The organism is Lysobacter sp. P5_B12 (genome assembly GCF_056400425.1).
This window is the reverse complement of record NZ_JBFULG010000006.1, coordinates 1-13,979: the sequence shown is the minus strand read 5'-3', so window position 1 is coordinate 13,979 and position 13,979 is coordinate 1. Positions and strand designations below refer to the sequence as shown.

Genomic DNA, 13,979 nt, shown 5'->3' with positions numbered 1-13,979 from the left:
TCAGGTCTCGCCGACACCAGCGACCCGCGCCTCAAGCGCACGCCAGGCCTCGAAGATATTCGCGGCTCCGGCGTGCGCAGAAGCAAGCATGGTCCGGCCGCGTTCGGTGATGCGGTAGGACTTGCTCTGCTTGAGGAGCGTGCCGTGGCGCGTCAGGAACCGGATGGACGTTTGAATCTCGCTCTCAAGGGGCACGGCGTGATTGATCGCGTCTGCGGCATGCAGGATGTCAGTCCGCCTGGCGCCTTCAAGGTCGGTAAAGTCGATGGCAAGAAAAATCCAAGCCACGGTGCTCGCGTCGACTTGATTCATGGAATTCGCCAAGTCTGTGCCCAACAGGTTGGCAGATTAGTCGAGATTGTCACTCACTCGAAACGAGGCCCCACCGCCAAGGGCGCTGGGGCCTCGGTATGGCGCGACAACCTTACTTGCCCGGGTGCTTCGCAAAGAGCCCGGCAGGAACGCTGCGGCCATTGGCCTCGTAGATGCCCTTGATCGACTTGTACGACTCCAGCTCCGAGATGTAGCCGTCGTGGTCGGTGTCCTTGGTGCCGAACAGGGCGTTCTGGCCCGGTGCGACCTTGAGGAACTCGGCGCGCGAGACGCGGGCGTCGTGGTCGGTGTCAATGGAGGCGAACTTTTCGTCGCCGCACTTGCCTTCGCCGCACTTGCCTTCGGCGGCGACCTTGGTGGCGGACGTCGCGTAGCCCTTGGCGAGCGGCTGCATGGCGAACGAGGAACCGGCGAGGACCATGCCGGCGAGGGCGACGCCGAGCGCGGCGGCGGTGGTGTTGCGGTTGTTGCGTGACATTGTTGTAGCTCCGGTAGTGGAAGGGTCGGGAAGGCGCGGCTTGCGCTTTCCTTGGCGACGCATTCCGCACCGGTTCGGTATCGCGTCGGTGTCCGGGGTTCGTGTGTTTTGTCTGCCAGCGTTGCGGCGCCGCCGCTGGATACACAGCGATACAAAGTCGCGATCCCTGCGATTTTGCATTCTTCCGCGGCGCGGAAGACTGACCGTCGGCATGCGGTCTTTTTGGCGCGCCATCGACGCAGGTAGCGTTGCGTCATGAACATCCAACACCACGACACGCTGCTGGCCGATGTCCTCGATGCCCATGGTGGGCTGACACGCTGGAAGCAACACGACGCCCTGTCCGCCACGGCCGTGACCGGCGGCGGCTTCTGGGCCCTCAAGGGTCTGCAGCAGGATCTGACGCCGCGCACCGTGCGGATCTCGCTCCATGAAGAACGCGCATCGGTCGCGCCCTTCGGAAAGCCCGAGTGGCGCACCGCCTTCACCGCCGATCGCGTCGCCATCGAAACCGTCGACGGGCAAGTGGTGCGCGAACGCCTGGACCCGCGCGCGGCCTTCGAAGGCCACGGCATGAACACGCCGTGGGATCCGTTGCATCGCGCCTACTTCAGTGGCTACGCACTGTGGACCTATCTGACCACGCCCTTCGCGTTGGCGCTGCCGGGTGTGCAGGTGGAGGACATCGACCCCTGGCAAGAGGGCGATGAAACCTGGCGCGGCCTGCGCGCGCGCTTTCCGGAGCACATCGCCAGCCATAGCGCGCAACAGGACTTCTACTTCGGTCCCGACTTGCTGCTGCGCAGGCACGATTACCGCGTCGACGTCGCGGGTGGTTTCGACGCCGTGCAATACGTCCACGACATACTGGACGTGGAGGGACTCAAGTTCCCGAGCCGGCGCCGCGTGTATGTGCGCGGCCCCGATCTGCAGCCGGTGCGCGACCTGCTGATGGTCTCGATCGATCTGAGTCGCTTCCGGCTGGAGTAGGGCAGCGGCTCCTTACGTTTCCATGCCGTAGAAGAACTGCTCGTGCACGATCTTGTCGTCGCGGACGCGATACACGCAGATCTCGTCGATCTGCGAACGGCCCATGCCCTTGAAGGTCGCATCCAGCGTCATCGCGACACTGAACCAGTCGCCCGCGATCACCGGATCGCTGCAGCCGGCGCTGTGCACCTCTTCGACGCCTTCTGCGAACTTGCGGCTCTTCTCGAAGATGGCCGGCAGGCCCTTGGCATTGCCGAGCGATCCGGCCGGCGCCCACGGCGGCTCGATGCTGATGGCGTCTTCTGCGTACAACTCTCGCTGCGCTTGTTCGTATTGCGCGGCGCGGCACAACTCGACCAGGCGCTTGGCGACGGATTGCGTGCTCATCGCGATCTCCACGGCGGGTGGGGCGACAAGCTTCAACCGGGTGTCGCTATCGGGATGACAGGATTCGCCCATCGATCCGTCACGTCGCTTTAACCCGAACTCGCCAGTTCGATGGCAGCGCGCCCAACCTTTTGAAGGGCGGCTTCCACGCGGGGCGTATAGGGATGTCCGAAGTTGATGCGCGCGCAGTTCCTGAAGTCCTTGGACGGCGAGAACATCGGGCCCGGCGCAATGCTGATGCCGAGTGCCATCGCCTCACGGTGCAGGGCAAGTGCATCGACGGTTTCAGGCATCTCTACCCACAGGAAGTAGCCGCCGGCGGGTCGGCTGATCTTGGTGCCGGCGGGAAAGTGCCGTGCGATCGCCTCGCTGTAGAGATCGCGCTGCTTCCTGAGGGTGAGCCGCAGTTCGCGAAGGTGTTTTTCGTGGTTGCCGCGCTCGAGGTACCGCGCGATGCCGGCCTGTGCAGGCAATGAGGTTGCGATCGACGAGGTCAGCTTCTGGTAGGTGACGGCGCGCAGGAATCGTCCCGGACTCGTCCAGCCCACGCGATAACCCGGCGCGAGCGTCTTCGAGAACGAACTGCAGTGCATCACCCAGCCTTCGGCGTCGAATGCCTTGAGCGGCACGCGGCGACGTCCGTCGAAGTAAAGCTCGGCGTAGACGTCGTCTTCGATGAGGGGAAGTCTGTGCCGGGTGACGAGCGACACGAGCGCCTTCTTCTTGTCCTCGCCCATGCTGCTGCCGAGCGGATTCTGGAAGTTCGTCATCAGCCAGCACGCACTGGGACGGTGGCGCAGGATCGCCGCCTCCAGCGCGTCCAGGTCGACACCTTCCCGCGGGTCGGTGGCGACTTCCACTGCACGCAATCCGAATCGCTCCAGGGCCTGCAGGCATGCATAGAAGCAGGGCGATTCGACCAGGACGGCATCGCCTGGTTTGCACACGGCGCCAAGGCAAAGGTGCAGCGCTTCGATCGCGCCGTTCGTGATGACGATCCGATCGGGCGGAATTTGCACGCCATCAATGAGGTAACGCACGGCGATTTGATGACGCAAGGCCGCGCTGCCTGGTGCCATGTCGTCCACGGTTTCCCACGGATCGAGCTTGGGCGCGCAGAGTGCCGTCGCGCGCCCGAGACGCTCGAGTGGAAACAGCAACGGACTCGGGAACGCCGAGCCGAAGGGAACGATGTCGCGCGACATCGCCGATTCCAGGATCCCGAGGACGAGTTCGCTGATCGCGACCGTGCGCGCTTCCTCGACGGGCCGCGACGTGCGATCGGGTTCGGGCGCCAGCATTTCGACGGCCTGCGCCACGTAGTAACCCGAACGCGCTTTGGAACGGATGAGGCCGCGCGCTTCGAGGAGGTAATAGGCCTCGAAGACCGTCGCCGGGCTCACGCCCCGCGCGCTGCTGGTGACGCGGACCGAAGGCAGCTTGTCGCCAGGCTGCAGCGTGCCGCTTGCGATCGATGCGGCGATCTCCGCCGCGAGCAGCTCATAGCGCTTCATGCCGTCTGCCCCGTTCCATCTGATCCGGTTTTTTGCACGGGCATCTGAATCTTACCGATCTGATACGCCCAGCGTAGCCTGCACGCGCCCCCAAAGTGCAATGCAGTTTTCGATGAACCCCTCCGCGCTTCTGTTAGCGACCTTCCTCCTGTCGGTGGCGGGTCTGTTCGCCTTTATCTGGTCGTTGCGCAAGGGACTGTTCGAGCAACAGTCCAGCGGCGCGCGGGTGATCTTCGCGCCGGAAGAAATCGGCCGATTCGACGACCCTGCGAACAACGTCGCGCGCCTCACGGCGCACGATGCCGCGCAGCAGGCCGAGTTGAACGACCGCGCCCAGGCGGATCGCGAAACGGCGGTCCCGGCATTCGTGCTCTTCACCTTCGCGGTCGTGTGGCTGTTGGTGGCCTCCGCGGCAGGCTTGCTGAGCTCGATCAAGTTGCACGCGCCCGATTTGCTGGTGAGCCAGGCGTGGCTCACGTTCGGCCGCCTGCGCACCATGCATCTGAATCTCGTCGCCTATGGGTGGGTGCCCATGGGCCTGTTGGGCCTGGTGGTCTGGTTGTTGCCGCGCCTGCTGCGCACGCCGCTGCAGTTTCCGCGCCTGATCGTCGTCGGTGCGTTCATCTGGAACGCAGGCCTCGTTGCCGGCGTGGTCGGCCTGGCGAATGGCCTGAGCACTGGCATGGAGTGGCTGGAAATTCCCTGGTACATCGGCACTGCATTCGCCGTCGGCGGGATGCTGATCGGACTTCCGATGGTGGCGATGTTGCGCCGGCGTCGCGTGCATCACCTGTACGTGTCGGTCTGGTACATGGGCGCCGCGCTGTTCTGGTTCCCGATCCTGTACATCGTGGCCAACGTGCCGGGCATCCACTTCGGCGTCGAGCAGGCGACGATGAACTGGTGGTACGGGCACAACGTGCTCGGATTGTTCTACACGCCGCTGTCGATCGCGTGCATCTACTACTTCCTGCCGAAGGTGATCGGTCGGCCGGTGCAGTCCTACAACCTGTCGTTGCTGGGCTTCTGGACGCTGGCGTTCTTCTACGGCCAGGTCGGCGCGCACCATCTGATCGGCGGGCCGATTCCCGAGTGGCTGGTCACGCTGTCGATCGTGCAGAGCGTGATGATGCTCGTGCCGGTGCTGGCGTTCACCACCAACATCCACCTGACGCTCAAGGGACACTTCGGCACGCTGAAGCGTTCGCACACGCTGCGCTTCATCGTGTTCGGCGCGATGATGTACACGCTGGCGTCGGTGCAGGGGTCCTTCGAGGCGCTGCGCTCGTTCAACGCCGTCACGCACTTCACGCATTTCACCGTCGCGCACGCGCACATCGGCATGTATGGGTTCGTGTCGATGGTGCTGTTCGGCGGCATGTATTTCGCGGTGCCCCGGATCCTCGATATCCATTGGCCCAGGCCCGCGCTGATCTCGCTGCACTTCTGGCTCGTGGTCGCGGGGTTCGCGACCTACATCGTCACGCTCAGCATCGGCGGCGTGCTGCAGGGCATGGCGCTCCTGGATGGCGCCAGGCCTTTCATCGAGTCGGTCAACGTTACGAAACCCTGGCTGATCGGCCGCAGCGTCGGCGGTGCGCTCATGACGATCGGGCACATCGTGTTCGCCACGCATTTCTGGCTGGCGCTCAAGGCGGCCGATCGGCAACGCCGCGCCGATGCAGTCGCCGCACGTCGTTTGGTGACCACCTGATATGGAAAACGAAGTCAAACTTGTCGTCGGTGCCGTGGTGACACTCACGCTCGCCGCGACCGCGATGCTCCTTGCGCCATTCCTGCAGCTCAAGGACGTGCCGCCTCCACGCGGGCTCAAGGCGTATACCGCACAGGAACTCCGGGGGCGCCGGGTGTACATCGCCAACGGTTGCAACGCCTGTCATACGCAGCAACCCAGTGCGACGGGTGCCGGCCGCGCGGATGCGTCGCGCGGTTGGGGGCGTCCGTCGGTGGCGGCGGATTACTTCTACGACCGACCGACGTTGCTCGGCACGATGCGCACCGGCCCGGACCTGTTCAATGTCGGCGATCGCATCCCATCGGAAGACTGGCACTACGGACATCTTTACCAGCCGCGCGCCTATGTGCCCGCGAGCACGATGCCGGCGTTCCCGTTCCTGTTCGAGTCGAAGGTCGATGTCGAGGTCCTGCCGGGCGAGTACACGGTGCCCCTCATGGAAGGCGTCGCGCCGCCCGGCCAAAAGATCGTGCCGACACAGGCGGCGAGGGACCTGGTCGCCTACCTGAAGGCGATGCGCCGCAAATACGACGCTGCCGAACCCGCCGACGCAGCACAGGCAAAGGCCGAAGCGACCGCCATTCGCAACCGTGGTGCAGCAGCAGGAGCGCAGTGATGAGCCCGAGACAGATCCCCACCGTCCGCGACCGTGAACATGCGGACCCGCATGAACTCAATCGCCCGGTTCCGAAGGTCTTGTTCGCGCTGATCGCCGTGTTGCTGGGATGGGCGATTTACTACATCGCCACGCATGCGTCGGGAAGGGAGAGTTCGACCGCGCCGATGGCCGACAAGCCGATCGCATGGCGCCCCAACGCATCCTGATCGTTGGTCTTTCGCTTGGGTTGATTGCCTGGGCGGTCGTGCTGTGGACGCAGGTCAGTCCCTCCGCGGCGCTGGCGCGTGCGCAGCTGCGCGCGCCAGAACGAACGGCCACCAAGATGGACAACTCGCCCGCGGCGCTCTACGCGTGGTCGTGCGCGAATTGCCACCAAAGCGAAGGCCAGGGGCGCCATCCCGTGTTCCCTCCGCTGGCCGGTTCCCCGTGGGTGAACGGCGATCGCGATCGCCTCATTGCGGTGACCTTGCATGGCCTCAGTGGCCCCATCGAAGTCAACGACGTGCACTACGCGGGACTGATGCCGGGGTTCAAGCACCTGAGCGATCGCGAGATCGCCGACCTGCTGACGCACTTGCGCCGCTCGTGGGGAAACGATGCATCTCCGGTCACCGAGGCGGACGTGGCTGCCGTGCGCGCGCGTGGAGAGACCAATCCGTGAGCGGCACGCAACGCATGCTTCCGACGTGGCTGGCGCTCGCGGCCATCGTGCTTGCGACGACGATCGGTGCGTACTTCATCACCCATGGCTTCCGTGCGGTCACCAGTGACGGAGCCCTGCAGAGCGCGTTGGCCGAGTCGCCGCGCACGGTCCCGGCAATTCGCCTCATCGACAGTCACGGGCAATCCACGGATCTCGGGCAACTCACCCGCGAACGCCCTTACACCGTCGTTTCGCTGGTCTACACACAGTGCACCTCCCTGTGTCTCCTGACGACATCGAGCGAGTCGTATCTGCAATCGAAGCTGCGCGACGCCGCACTGCAGAAGCAGGTCAGCCTGCTCACCATCAGTTTCGATCCGGCCCGCGACACCCCCGAGCAACTGGCGAACTACGCGCGGCGCGTCAAGGCCGACGCCGAAACATGGACCATCGCGACCGTCGCGAATCCATCGGACCTCGACGAACTCCTCGAGACGTTCGGCGTCGTCGTCCTGCCCGATGGTGCGGGCGGTTACACACACAACGGCGCGCTCTTCATCGTCGACAGTCACGGACGCCTGTTCGATGCGCTCGATCCGGACGCCGCCGATCGCGCATTCGATCGCCTCACGACATTGGCCCGAAGGCAATGACGCGCGCGCATTGGAAGGCGATCGCACCCGGTGCCGCAGTCTTCGGTCTTGCGCTTGCGCGGCCGTGGCTGGAACAGCGGATGGTCACGCACATGGCGCTCGAACTGCCGCTGCTCTTCGCGATCGGTTGGTGGACTGCAACGTCGACGTGTAAAGCACCATCGTGGTTGCGTTCCATCAATGCGGGCGGCCTGAGCGGACTGAGCGTGGCCATGGTGATCTCCGCGCTGTGGATGCTGCCCTTGTCGCTGGATGCGGCCGTGCTGAATCCTGTCGTTGGCTGGCTCAAAGTCGCGTCGGTGTTGCTGGCGGGATGGCTGACACAGCTCTCGCTACGCGACGCACGCCCGGCGATCCAGGCCTTCTTCGTCTTGAACTGGGGATGGATGACCGGGGCCGCGGGCGCGCTTTACGCGCAGGCGCCGGAGCGACTTTGCAGCACATACTTGCTGGGCGATCAAGCGTGGGCGGGCAGGGGGCTGATCGCGCTAGCGGTGCTCGTCACTGGTGCGTGGATCGTGCTGGCGTTCCGCGAATCCGACCGCGCCTTAGGCGCCTGAGACCGCATCCTCAAAGCAATCCAGCGGCATGGGCGGCGCGGACTTGCTGCATGGCCTTCGTCCGCGCAGGCGCGAGCGTGCGGTCGTAACGCGGATCCTTGCGCAGGGAGGCGAGCAGGGGATCGGTGTCGAGGTCGGCAAGGCCCTGGAAGTATCCAGCGTCGACGCCTTGCTGCAGGGCGCGCAAGGCTGCCTCGCGGTCGCCCAGATATTCGTTGCCTTCCATCTGGATCCATGCGCGCCCCCCGTTGAAGGCCGCGTAGGGGCGGTCGGCGACCGCCGACATCGCAGCACGGACCAAGGCTTCGCCGCGCGCGCGGTCGCCGCCCATGAGGAGCGCATGTCCCGCCTCGAGCGCGGCGTCGGCGTCGGGCGCATACACGGCCCTTGGTGGTGTGCCGAACCAGCGCGGATGCTGCTTGCGCTGAAGCGCGAGGAGCGTTGCGTGGTCCCCGGTTCGCATCGCAATCGTTGCCGCATCCTCATCCGCGGCGGCGTCCGGCAGCCGCGCGACGAGCGCATGCGCCTTCACCCAATCCCCGCGAAGGGCCGAAAGCCGCAACTCCGCGCTCCGCACCCCCGGGTGGTCGGGAACACGGGCCGCCAATGGTTCGAGACAGGCCGCGGCCGCATCGAGGGCGCCGAAGTCCATGAGCAGGAAGCACCGCCTCACACGCAGGCCGAACGCGTCGGGCGCAACCTGATCCAGTCGCTGGAAATCGCGCAATGCCGAAACCAGATCGCCGCGCGCGGAATGGATGGCGCTGCGATTGCCGTAGCTGCGCGCCATCCCCGGATCGTCGGCGATCACTCGGTTGATCTCGGCGAGTGCTTCTTCCAGGCGCCCGGTCTGGGCCAATGCAAACGCATGCGTGCTGCGGATGATCGGGGAGAGTGGATCCAGCGCGCGCGCCTGGTCGAAGTACTGCATGGCCTCGTCGTAGCGCCCCATGCGATACGACAACAACTCGGCGAACCGTTGCCAGCCCGTCGCGTAGCCCGGCGCCAACGCAAGGCCGCGCCGATAGGCTGCTTCGGCGCCCTCGAGATCGTCATCCGATTCCAGCTCAGCGCCGCGCGCAATGTGCGCTTCGCCCAGGTCCGGCGCGAGTTGCAGCGCGCGCTCGAGATAGGCCTGCCGCGCGCGATACTCTGCCTCCGTAATGCTGCCGTAGATCTCGAGCAGGAGCAGGGCGTCGTGCGCGCCGACGTAAGCGCGCGCAAACGTCGGGTCGACGCCGATCGCGTGTTCGAAATGCACCAGGGCGCGCCGCATCTCCGGGACGTCGCGCCGCCGCAGCAGCGCGTTGCCTTTGAGGTACGCGTCGTAGGCTTCCAGACTGTCGGTGCGCTTGCGTAGCAGTCGCTTCTGAGTCGATGCCGGCAGTTGGACCGACAACGCGTCGACCACCGAGGCCGCGATCTCATCCTGGATCTGGAAAACGTCGGTGAGCTGACGGTTGTATCGCCTGGACCAGATCTGCGCGTTGTCTTTCGCGCGGATCAATTGCACCGTGATGCGGACCTTGCTGCCCACTCGTTGCACGCTGCCCTGGAGCAGATGCGCCGCACCCAATTGCCGGCCGATTTCGCGCACGTCGGTGGGCTTGCCCTTGAACGTGAACGACGAGGTGCGCGCGATCACCTTCAGGTCCGGCACCTGCGCGAGCATGTCGAGCGTGGTCTCGGCCAGGCCGTCGGAGAAATACTCGGTCGAAGGATCTCCGCCCATGTTGACGAAGGGCAGCACGGCGACCGATCGCTCCGTGTCCCCGTTGCGTAGCGCGGGTTGCCCGTGGAAATACCACGCCAGGGCAAGCGCGACCAACGCGAGGCTGATGCCGACGATCCGCTTGTTGCCGACCGATCCGGTTGCGAGCCTGATGCCGTCGGGCGTCACGTCGAGCGCCCACGTCAGCAATAGAGTGAGCGGAAGGCCGAGCGCGAACAGGAGAATGACCAGGCGCAGTGCCCATGGCGGCGCATCGAACGCAGGAAGGCCGATGCTGGCGGCCTGTACCGCCACCCACGCCACGACCAGGTAGGCCGCGCCCACCTTGACGACCTTGCGTCGCTTCAACTCGGCGAACAGCGTCCCTGTCATGCCGATGCCCGGTTAGGCGAGCCCCTGAGCCCGGGGCCCACCATACCGGAGCGGGCGCGGTGCGTGGTTCAACGTTCGCCGGTAAGTGACAGGCGGTTACACCCGTGAGTGCGGAGGGTCTTTACCGACGACTTGATGGACAGGCCCGCCCAGCGGTCTTTTTGCTGCAAGGCGCCTGGGGGTTAGGGCCCGGTCCGATAGCCCGCGACGAACGCATTGAACGCAGGCATTGCGCCCGCGAGCCCCGCTTTCGTGCGAGAGCTGACGACGAACGTAAGGTAGTACTCGCCATCCTCTCCGTAAGCGACGCGCTCGAAGTTTCCGGAGCGGCCTGCACCGGGCGTGTAGGCGACGACCTGGAATTCGATCGCGCCCTTGGTGCGGATCGGGCGCTCTCGTGAAACGGTCAACCCCGCTTCGGAGCGCTTGAACCCTTCGATGTCGTTGGAAACGTACGACTGAAGACTCGTTGCCTCGGGGGTACGAGGCTTGTAGTCCGCTCGCGCGTACATGACGGTCTCGGCCTTCGAAAAGGTCGAGCCGTCCGGCGCAACGGCGTTGAACGCAAAGTGGTGCGAGGACCCCTCGTCGAAATGCCAACCTTTCGGCGGGTCGACCTTCGGCCACCACATGAAGCGGATGCCGGACTCCGTCGTGGCCGCAACCTTTTCGATCGCCGCGCCCGCCGGGAATGCGAGAAGAACGAGTAGAGCGCCTGCGAGAAGTCGCATTTGGGTCCTCACCGTGCCCATCCTCAATGCATGACCAACTTGTGCCAGTACGGCGCAAAGGGCGGCTTGGGAAATTCAACGCCCAGGTAGGTCCGCTCCCAGCAGCGGGCTCGGCCATTGTCCTTGTCTGCGAAATAGCCGACCACCTTGCCCGAGGCATCGATCTCCAGAATTTGGGTGAGCTCGCCTTCGGCCTTGAAATAGCAGCCATCGCGCTCGTCCAGGCCGTGCTCATTGTTGAAATTCGCCCACGCCTCCGCGTACGCCGACGTGGCATCGAACTGATGGGTCTTCTGGGCTTCGGCACGCGTGTTGGCTTGATCGAAGCCTGTCGTGGTTTGGGCAGAAACAGGCAAGACAACGGCCAGCGCCGTGGCGAGAATCATCGAGCGGATCATCATGGATCTCCAGGCGAGAAGCGACTTGCGCTTACGTTACCGAACATTGCGCACCGATGTTCAACGACAACCACTGACTCCCAAGCGAGCGGGCACGCTGCCGAAAGCAGGCAATGCCACTATCGTTCACATAGACGCCGCAAGCCCTCGCGCATCGGCCAGGCGGTCGAATCGATCATTCCTCGCCGTCGCGTTCCAACCGTTTCAGGGCGGCGCTGACTTGCTCCAATTTCATTTGCGCCCACTCCATGGTTCCCGCACCTTGCCACGACAGTGCGCAATGATCGAAAGCGGTCACTCGCATTCTTGGGCACGGAAGTACCCGTAGTGAATCAAGGCCGTGATTGGAAATGCCAGAAGCAGTCCGACTGCCATCGTGAGTGGCAAGAATGTGTCGAATCGATCCAGATCCAACCCGACGAGCAACGACAGGGCAAGAACCATCCAACAGACCCGCGCTACGACCGTGACCGAGGTTGGGGCCGAATACAAACGACCGCAAGAATGACAGGGGAACTGGCACCGCGACTTGGACGGGCCGGTTGCCAGCGTTGCGAGTTCCACCGTCAGTGGCTTGGCGCAATCAACGCACCGCCTGCCCAAATCGATCATATCGGGTCCCGTTGAGTCTCCGTGCCGAGGCGCACTTCACTGAAACGGATTCTCCGAAGGTCTCCCTGGGCCTCAATCAAGCCCTCGGCAACCAACTCGCGGACGCGCGTGGCGTAGTAGGCGTCCGGAATGTCGAGATACGTGTCGGGGTGTGCGTTCATCGCCATGACGACGACATAGGCCACCTTTCGCCATTGGGCCTCGCAGTGGGACAGGATCGCCTGATCGATCGCTTCTACATCCAACGGCGTGAGCGCAGAGATCGCTATCCGGTCTTCAGCGCCAAACTCTGGATCACGAGTCTCCATACAGTCCGAAGTCCTGATGCGCCCATTGGGCAGTGACCTGTAGATCCAGGCTGTCATGTTCTCAGGCTAGGCGAATGAAACAAGGCGGGCAACTCGCGAATCCAAGCCCGCTTTGGGTCGAAACCGGACGCCGCTCGCTGCCCCGAAAAAACGATCGGCTCCTGCAAAGCTTGCTTTGCAGCCCCCGATGACGGCTCGCGCGAAAGCCCCCGATCGAAGCGACCCGCAAGGTGATGCCCCAGCGTGGGGAGTTTCAAATTTTTTTCCCAAAAAAAATTTGGAACTTCACACGTTCGGGCGGCGCGCCAATCGGTTTCGAGCGGGCCTTCCCAGCACACCCCACCCAAAAAGAAACCCGCCTTGCGGCGGCCTTCTTTTTGACCTCCCCGGAGGGGAGGTGGAGTCCACAAGACTGAACGATTCACCGATCAACGTGCGCCGGTGTTCAAGAAATGCGGCGCCCGGTCGATGTAGCCCTCGCGGCACACCGCAAACGCGGTGGGCCGAATGCTCCCCACTTCCCCGGACTTCCGAATGCCTTCCACCTCGCTTCGCACCGCATGCCTCGTGGCCTGCGCGTGCGCGCCGACCGCCGCTGCCGCGGCCTCGCTGCCCTTCGACCTTTCCCCCACCGCGAACGTGCAGTACGACTGGGCGCAGGTGGATTCCGACCACGCCACGACGGAAAACGAGGACGGCTTCCGTCGCGCGCGCCTCGGCTTCCGCGTCAAGGATCCCGGCAAGCGCTGGCAGTTCGTCGCCGAACACGACTTCGCCGATCGCACGCCGGCAGATGCGTACCTGGAACTCACGCCACGCGAGGGCGATGCCTACCGCATCGGCCAGTACAAGCAGCCCTTCACGCTGGAAGACGCCATCAGCGACAAGCAGGCGGCCTTCCTCGAACAATCGTTCGTCGGCGCTTTCGCGATCAGCCGCCGAGAAGGGGCCGAATATGCACGCTTCGGCGCGCACGGCACCTTCAACGTCGCCGTGTTCGGCCAGCGCCTGGACGGCACCAACGACTCGCCGGGTGCAAGCGCCCGCGGCACTTGGCTGCTGCACAAGGACAGCACCGGCGCGGCGCATGTCGGTTTCAGCGTCGCGAGCGATTCGCCGCGCAGCGAAAAGGGGTCCTTCAGCGCCACACCCGGCACCATCCTCACCACGCTGAAGGCCGCATCGACCGGCTCGCTGCGCGCAGTGGATCGCATCGATCGTGGCGCCGTCGAAGGCCTGTGGGTGCGCGGCGCATGGTCGCTGCAGGGCGAGGCGGCCCAGATCGTTGCGCGGCGCGATGGCTTCGCCGATTTCCATGGCAATGCCAGCAGCGTGTTGTTCACCTGGTCGCCGACCGGCAATGCACGCACCTACAAACGCGGCGTGACGAACGCACCCTCGGCCGACGACGGCCCCGCGTGGGAAGTGGCGCTGCGCTGGAGCGCCATAGATCTGGACGACGGCGCCGTGGCGGGCGGCCATGCCGAAAGCGTCGGGCTCGCAACCAGCGTGTCCCTCAATTCGCACGTGCGACTGATGGCAAACGTGCTTCGCGTCGATGCCGCGCGCCGCGGTGTGCACGACGACCCCCTGGTTGTCGGCGCGCGCCTGCAGCTCACCTACTAACGCCACTTTCCGGAAAACGACATGTTGCAGAATCTCAACATCGGCAAGCGACTGGCGTTCGGCTTCGGCGCCCTCGCATTGCTGATCCTCGTGATGGGCGCGTTCGCGGCGCAGCGCATGGGGGCGGCCCAGCAGATGGTGCGCGCCGTGACGCAGGAATCCGTGCCGTCGATCCGCAACCTCGGCCAGGTCGCGACCCTGCTCGCCGAGTATCGCGTCAGCGAACGCGGCCTCGTCGCCAGTTACGAAGACGCCGCGAAGGCGGCC

Annotated in this window: 17 protein-coding genes; 9 read left to right on the top strand and 8 right to left on the bottom strand. The window is 64.7% G+C overall.

Features of this window, described 5'->3' with window-relative positions:
- Both AC1DOM_RS10650 and AC1DOM_RS10645 read right to left on the bottom strand, forming a co-directional pair.
- Complete coding sequence (locus AC1DOM_RS10650; protein ID WP_498963053.1) at window positions 1-312, bottom strand: hypothetical protein; 312 nt, start codon at window positions 310-312, stop codon at window positions 1-3.
- A 112-nt stretch (window positions 313-424) separates the two neighbouring features.
- The gene (locus AC1DOM_RS10645) at window positions 425-811 is read right to left on the bottom strand and encodes an HvfA family oxazolone/thioamide-modified RiPP metallophore (RefSeq protein WP_498963051.1); all 387 of its coding nucleotides are present in this window, start codon (window positions 809-811) and stop codon (window positions 425-427) included.
- Between the two features lie 255 nt (window positions 812-1,066).
- On the opposite strand from AC1DOM_RS10645, the gene AC1DOM_RS10640 reads away from it, so the two are divergent.
- Window positions 1,067-1,801 (top strand): hypothetical protein, encoded by a 735-nt coding sequence (locus tag AC1DOM_RS10640; RefSeq protein ID WP_498963049.1) that lies wholly within the window; start codon window positions 1,067-1,069, stop codon window positions 1,799-1,801.
- Window positions 1,802-1,813: 12 nt separating this feature from the next.
- On the opposite strand, the gene AC1DOM_RS10635 is transcribed toward AC1DOM_RS10640, so the two are convergent.
- Complete coding sequence (locus AC1DOM_RS10635; RefSeq protein WP_498963047.1) at window positions 1,814-2,188, bottom strand: SnoaL-like domain-containing protein; 375 nt, start codon at window positions 2,186-2,188, stop codon at window positions 1,814-1,816.
- Window positions 2,189-2,277: 89 nt separating this feature from the next.
- The gene (locus tag AC1DOM_RS10630; protein ID WP_498963045.1) at window positions 2,278-3,702 is read right to left on the bottom strand and encodes an aminotransferase-like domain-containing protein; all 1,425 of its coding nucleotides are present in this window, start codon (window positions 3,700-3,702) and stop codon (window positions 2,278-2,280) included.
- Window positions 3,703-3,814: 112 nt separating this feature from the next.
- On the opposite strand from AC1DOM_RS10630, the gene AC1DOM_RS10625 reads away from it, so the two are divergent.
- From AC1DOM_RS10625 to AC1DOM_RS10600, 6 genes are all read left to right on the top strand, one after another.
- Complete coding sequence (locus AC1DOM_RS10625) at window positions 3,815-5,416, top strand: cbb3-type cytochrome c oxidase subunit I (RefSeq protein ID WP_498963043.1); 1,602 nt, start codon at window positions 3,815-3,817, stop codon at window positions 5,414-5,416.
- A gap of 1 nt (window position 5,417) precedes the next feature.
- On the top strand, window positions 5,418-6,074 hold the full coding sequence (locus AC1DOM_RS10620; protein ID WP_498963041.1) for a cbb3-type cytochrome c oxidase subunit II: 657 nt from the start codon (window positions 5,418-5,420) through the stop codon (window positions 6,072-6,074).
- The gene (locus AC1DOM_RS10615; protein ID WP_498963039.1) at window positions 6,074-6,283 is read left to right on the top strand and encodes a hypothetical protein; all 210 of its coding nucleotides are present in this window, start codon (window positions 6,074-6,076) and stop codon (window positions 6,281-6,283) included. Before AC1DOM_RS10620 ends, AC1DOM_RS10615 begins: the two co-directional genes overlap by 1 nt.
- Entirely contained in the window at window positions 6,262-6,738 is a 477-nt protein-coding gene (locus tag AC1DOM_RS10610; RefSeq protein WP_498963037.1) for a c-type cytochrome, read from the top strand. Before AC1DOM_RS10615 ends, AC1DOM_RS10610 begins: the two co-directional genes overlap by 22 nt.
- Window positions 6,735-7,373: an SCO family protein gene (locus AC1DOM_RS10605; protein WP_498963035.1), complete on the top strand. Its 639-nt coding sequence runs from the start codon at window positions 6,735-6,737 to the stop codon at window positions 7,371-7,373. Before AC1DOM_RS10610 ends, AC1DOM_RS10605 begins: the two co-directional genes overlap by 4 nt.
- A gap of 92 nt (window positions 7,374-7,465) precedes the next feature.
- The gene (locus AC1DOM_RS10600; protein ID WP_498963033.1) at window positions 7,466-7,933 is read left to right on the top strand and encodes a hypothetical protein; all 468 of its coding nucleotides are present in this window, start codon (window positions 7,466-7,468) and stop codon (window positions 7,931-7,933) included.
- Window positions 7,934-7,943: 10 nt separating this feature from the next.
- Here AC1DOM_RS10600 and AC1DOM_RS10595 read toward each other — a convergent pair whose 3' ends face one another.
- The 4 genes from AC1DOM_RS10595 to AC1DOM_RS10580 all read right to left on the bottom strand — a co-directional run bounded on the left by AC1DOM_RS10595 (window position 7,944) and on the right by AC1DOM_RS10580 (window position 12,143).
- Window positions 7,944-10,037, bottom strand: coding sequence for a tetratricopeptide repeat protein (locus AC1DOM_RS10595; RefSeq protein ID WP_498963031.1), 2,094 nt, complete (start codon window positions 10,035-10,037; stop codon window positions 7,944-7,946).
- 182 nt (window positions 10,038-10,219) lie between these two features.
- Complete coding sequence (locus AC1DOM_RS10590; RefSeq protein ID WP_498963029.1) at window positions 10,220-10,768, bottom strand: hypothetical protein; 549 nt, start codon at window positions 10,766-10,768, stop codon at window positions 10,220-10,222.
- Window positions 10,769-10,791: 23 nt separating this feature from the next.
- Window positions 10,792-11,166 (bottom strand): hypothetical protein, encoded by a 375-nt coding sequence (locus AC1DOM_RS10585; protein WP_498963027.1) that lies wholly within the window; start codon window positions 11,164-11,166, stop codon window positions 10,792-10,794.
- A 608-nt stretch (window positions 11,167-11,774) separates the two neighbouring features.
- Window positions 11,775-12,143, bottom strand: coding sequence for a DUF3658 domain-containing protein (locus tag AC1DOM_RS10580; protein WP_498963025.1), 369 nt, complete (start codon window positions 12,141-12,143; stop codon window positions 11,775-11,777).
- 477 nt (window positions 12,144-12,620) lie between these two features.
- On the opposite strand from AC1DOM_RS10580, the gene AC1DOM_RS10575 reads away from it, so the two are divergent.
- Together AC1DOM_RS10575 and AC1DOM_RS10570 are read left to right on the top strand one after the other, a co-directional pair.
- Window positions 12,621-13,712 carry an OprO/OprP family phosphate-selective porin gene (locus AC1DOM_RS10575; protein WP_498963023.1) on the top strand — a complete coding sequence of 364 codons (1,092 nt, stop codon included), beginning with the start codon at window positions 12,621-12,623 and terminating at the stop codon, window positions 13,710-13,712.
- A 21-nt stretch (window positions 13,713-13,733) separates the two neighbouring features.
- Window positions 13,734-13,979, top strand: a 246-nt coding sequence (locus tag AC1DOM_RS10570; RefSeq protein WP_498963021.1) for an MCP four helix bundle domain-containing protein, incomplete at its 3' end; no start/stop codon positions are given.

Bases quoted from the DNA above. Each gene is read 5' to 3' on its own strand.
- AC1DOM_RS10650 (WP_498963053.1), bottom strand. From the start codon at position 312: ATGAATCAAGTCGACGCGAGCACCGTGGCTTGGATTTTTCTTGCCATC.
- AC1DOM_RS10645 (WP_498963051.1), bottom strand. From the start codon at position 811: ATGTCACGCAACAACCGCAACACCACCGCCGCCGCGCTCGGCGTCGCC.
- AC1DOM_RS10640 (WP_498963049.1), top strand. From the start codon at position 1,067: ATGAACATCCAACACCACGACACGCTGCTGGCCGATGTCCTCGATGCC.
- AC1DOM_RS10635 (WP_498963047.1), bottom strand. From the start codon at position 2,188: ATGAGCACGCAATCCGTCGCCAAGCGCCTGGTCGAGTTGTGCCGCGCC.
- AC1DOM_RS10630 (WP_498963045.1), bottom strand. From the start codon at position 3,702: ATGAAGCGCTATGAGCTGCTCGCGGCGGAGATCGCCGCATCGATCGCA.
- AC1DOM_RS10625 (WP_498963043.1), top strand. From the start codon at position 3,815: ATGAACCCCTCCGCGCTTCTGTTAGCGACCTTCCTCCTGTCGGTGGCG.
- AC1DOM_RS10620 (WP_498963041.1), top strand. From the start codon at position 5,418: ATGGAAAACGAAGTCAAACTTGTCGTCGGTGCCGTGGTGACACTCACG.
- AC1DOM_RS10615 (WP_498963039.1), top strand. From the start codon at position 6,074: ATGAGCCCGAGACAGATCCCCACCGTCCGCGACCGTGAACATGCGGAC.
- AC1DOM_RS10610 (WP_498963037.1), top strand. From the start codon at position 6,262: ATGGCGCCCCAACGCATCCTGATCGTTGGTCTTTCGCTTGGGTTGATT.
- AC1DOM_RS10600 (WP_498963033.1), top strand. From the start codon at position 7,466: ATGGCGCTCGAACTGCCGCTGCTCTTCGCGATCGGTTGGTGGACTGCA.
- AC1DOM_RS10595 (WP_498963031.1), bottom strand. From the start codon at position 10,037: ATGACAGGGACGCTGTTCGCCGAGTTGAAGCGACGCAAGGTCGTCAAG.
- AC1DOM_RS10590 (WP_498963029.1), bottom strand. From the start codon at position 10,768: ATGCGACTTCTCGCAGGCGCTCTACTCGTTCTTCTCGCATTCCCGGCG.
- AC1DOM_RS10585 (WP_498963027.1), bottom strand. From the start codon at position 11,166: ATGATCCGCTCGATGATTCTCGCCACGGCGCTGGCCGTTGTCTTGCCT.
- AC1DOM_RS10580 (WP_498963025.1), bottom strand. From the start codon at position 12,143: ATGACAGCCTGGATCTACAGGTCACTGCCCAATGGGCGCATCAGGACT.
- AC1DOM_RS10575 (WP_498963023.1), top strand. From the start codon at position 12,621: ATGCCTTCCACCTCGCTTCGCACCGCATGCCTCGTGGCCTGCGCGTGC.